The organism is Protofrankia sp. Cas8 (assembly GCF_963555845.1).
In the GTDB taxonomy this organism is placed as follows: domain Bacteria; phylum Actinomycetota; class Actinomycetes; order Frankiales; family Frankiaceae; genus Protofrankia.
The window spans coordinates 1-2,732 of the sequence record NZ_CAUVXI010000349.1 but is presented as its reverse complement, the minus strand read 5'-3'; the positions used below and the strand labels follow the sequence as shown (position 1 = coordinate 2,732).

4 protein-coding genes are annotated in these 2,732 nt (G+C 66.0%); 3 read left to right on the top strand and 1 reads right to left on the bottom strand.

The genetic code is table 11. From position 1 onward, the window contains the following. Positions 1 to 243 (top strand): LytR C-terminal domain-containing protein (locus U9977_RS26680; protein WP_322752030.1); only part of this gene is annotated, 243 nt, incomplete at its 5' end. A gap of 79 nt (positions 244 to 322) precedes the next feature. Here U9977_RS26680 and U9977_RS26675 read toward each other — a convergent pair. Beyond that, positions 323 to 514, bottom strand: coding sequence for a TOBE domain-containing protein (locus U9977_RS26675; protein ID WP_322752029.1), 192 nt, complete (start codon positions 512 to 514; stop codon positions 323 to 325). Positions 515 to 1,101: 587 nt separating this feature from the next. Here U9977_RS26675 and U9977_RS26670 point away from each other — a divergent pair. Together U9977_RS26670 and U9977_RS26665 are read left to right on the top strand one after the other, a co-directional pair. After that, complete coding sequence (locus U9977_RS26670) at positions 1,102 to 2,100, top strand: serine/threonine-protein kinase (protein WP_322752028.1); 999 nt, start codon at positions 1,102 to 1,104, stop codon at positions 2,098 to 2,100. Positions 2,101 to 2,258: 158 nt separating this feature from the next. Beyond that, positions 2,259 to 2,645, top strand: a complete 387-nt coding sequence (locus U9977_RS26665; protein WP_322752027.1) for a hypothetical protein — start codon at positions 2,259 to 2,261, stop codon at positions 2,643 to 2,645. Positions 2,646 to 2,732: the final 87 nt, after the last annotated feature.

Sequence of the window (2,732 nt, the reverse complement as noted above, 5' to 3'; positions counted from 1 at the left end):
GATTCCGCCCGGGCGCGGCTGGAAGCCGCCGGCTTCACGGTGGCACGGACCGCCAACTACCAGTCGGCATACGACGTCCCGGAGCCGACCGTGTTCTACGACGAGGGACGCCTGGACGCGGCTCAGACCGTGCTGGACCTGATCCCGGACGTGAAGCAGGCGAAGTCGAAAACCAAGAGCTTCGGCGCGGACGAGCCGCTCATCCTCGTCGTAACCAAGGCTTTTTCGCCAACCGCGCCCTGACCCGCCTTCCGCCACGCACGCTGGCGTCGGATCGAGCACGAACAGTAGTCACCGCACCCGCAAGATCCGAACCGCCCGGTTACTCCTGGAGTTGAGGGTAGGTCTCGACGTCGGTCGCCTTGAACGACGCCCACACGGTCACGCCCGGTTCCAGGCGCAGCTCGGCGAGGGCGGCCGGGGTGACGTCGGCGAGCAGTGGGGGGCGTAACCAACCCGGCCAATCCCCCACCAAAGCGGCCCGGGATCCGGACTCCCGCCAATCGTCATGCATCCCTGCCAGACTTGCATCCTGATGGAGTCCTGATGGAGTCCTGATGGAGTCCTGATGCATCCTGATGGAGTCCTGATGGAGTCCTGATGCATCCTGATGGATAGACGAGATGGCGGGATCCGCCACTCGCCTGCAATCCTTTGTTGGTCGTGCACAAGAACGGCGGTTCATACTTTCACAACGCTCCGACTACAAGATCCTACGGCTGCTGAAGCAGCTACGGGAGACCGATGACGGCCCCGTCTGACGATGGATGGGTTTGAAAGCGCGAATGAGATCGACCGAGGATGGGACCTTGCGATTCACGACGCCCTGGCTGTGTCTCGCTGATCGAACACCCTGATGAGGCGTTCCCACCGGGTCGCTCCGGAACCCGTCCGGAGCGACATCCGCAGGTGGGCCGAAGAACGTTCGATCATGGCTATTCGCGCATGCCCGGAGGCCCCGAACGAGCAGGTTTCCACCCCGCGGACCGTTGACGGTGGTGTGGTGGTTAGGATCGCGGCAGTACACCGGGGGTGGGGGGATGATGGGCGGATTTGCCCTGCCAGGGGTAGCGGCCGCCGGCAGTGGGCGGCGATCCGTACATGCCGGTTGACCGGGCACGGGTAGCCACGGCGTTACCCGGCTATGATGTGGGTGCGGTCCTCGGTCAAGGTTCGTTTGGGCAGGTGCGGGCTGGCCGACACCGTGAGTTGAACCGCGCCGTGGCCATCAAGATTCAGACCGCAGGTCTCAACGGTGCCACTATTGATTATGCCGCTGAGTCGCGTCAACTCGCTGCCATGGACCATCCGCACGTGGTCCGGGTCCATGACTACGTCAAAACCGACGACCTACATCTGATCATCATGGAGCTGCTGGGTGGGGGGACCCTCGCCCGCCGGACCAACCTGACGCCGGAAGGCGCCTGCGCGGTCGGTCTGGCGGTGGCAACGGCCTTGTCCTACGCACACGGCCGGGATGTGCTGCACCGCGACATCAAACCCGGCAACATCCTCTTCGACACCGACGGCCTGGTCAAAATCACCGACTTCGGTATCGCAAAAATCATCAATGGACCAGCGGCCGACGCGAGCCGAGTGGTGGGCACAGCGGTCTACATGGCCCCGGAACAGTTCACCGCCGGCCGGCTCTATCGGGCCACTGACGTGTACGCCCTCGGCATCGTGCTCTACCAGCTACTGACCGGGGCGCCGCCATTCGACCCGCAACTATCGTCGTATGTGCTCGGGCAGCACCACTGCAACACCATCCCCGACCCGCCGACCGGGGTGCCGACCCTGATCGCAGAAGTGATCATGCGGGCGCTGGAGAAGGACCCGGCCGACCGTCAACCGACCGCGCACGCCTTCGCCCTCGATCTTGCCCACGCCGCCGCCGATATTTTTGGTCTGGGCTGGACTGCCCGCTCCGGCATCGGGCTGCGCCTCGACGACGACGTCCGCGCCGCCGCGGACCAGTTCTCAGCGCCCACCGTGCCGGCGCAACCCTCGGACCCTCCGAAACCGCCGCCCAAGACCCCACACCACACCACACCACACACAGAGACGCTCTGGGCTGGCTGCGGCGCCACCGCCTCCTAGTTTCCATGGCTGTACTACCACTTATAGCTTTCGGAATCTTCCTGTTCGTCGGACCCACAGATGGGTCCGACGGAAAGCCTCCCCCCATCCCACCGACCACCGCTCCGGCCACTACCCAGGTCCAGCTCCTGACCGGTCACGCCGGCGAAGTGCGGTCGGTGGCGTTCTCCCCGGACAAACGGACCCTGGCCAGCGGCGCCGCCGACGGCACCGTGCGGCTGTGGGACGTCACCGACCCAATCCGTCCTCGCAGGTTGGGTCCGCCGCTAAGCCCCACCGGCGAACTGCGGTCGGTGGCGTTCTCCCCGAACGGGGAGATTCTGGCCAGCGCCGGCGACGACGGGACGGTGCGACTGTGGGACGTCAGCGACCCGACCGCACCTCACCAGCTGGGCGAGCCACTGAGAGGCCGTCATGGCGCCGTGTGGTCGGTTGCCTTCTCCCCAGACAATGCAACGCTGGCCAGCGGCGACTACGACGGCACGGTGCTGCTGTGGGACGTCTCCAAACCGGACGGCCCCCCCGACCGCTGGGCAGCCCGCTGACCGGCCACACCGGACCGGTGGAGTCAGTGGCGTTCGCCCCGGGACAGGGCAGGCTGACGCTGGCCAGCGCCAGCTGGGACAACACGG

Bases quoted from the DNA above. Each gene is read 5' to 3' on its own strand.
- U9977_RS26670 (WP_322752028.1), top strand. From the start codon at position 1,102: ATGCCGGTTGACCGGGCACGGGTAGCCACGGCGTTACCCGGCTATGAT.
- U9977_RS26675 (WP_322752029.1), bottom strand. From the start codon at position 514: ATGCATGACGATTGGCGGGAGTCCGGATCCCGGGCCGCTTTGGTGGGG.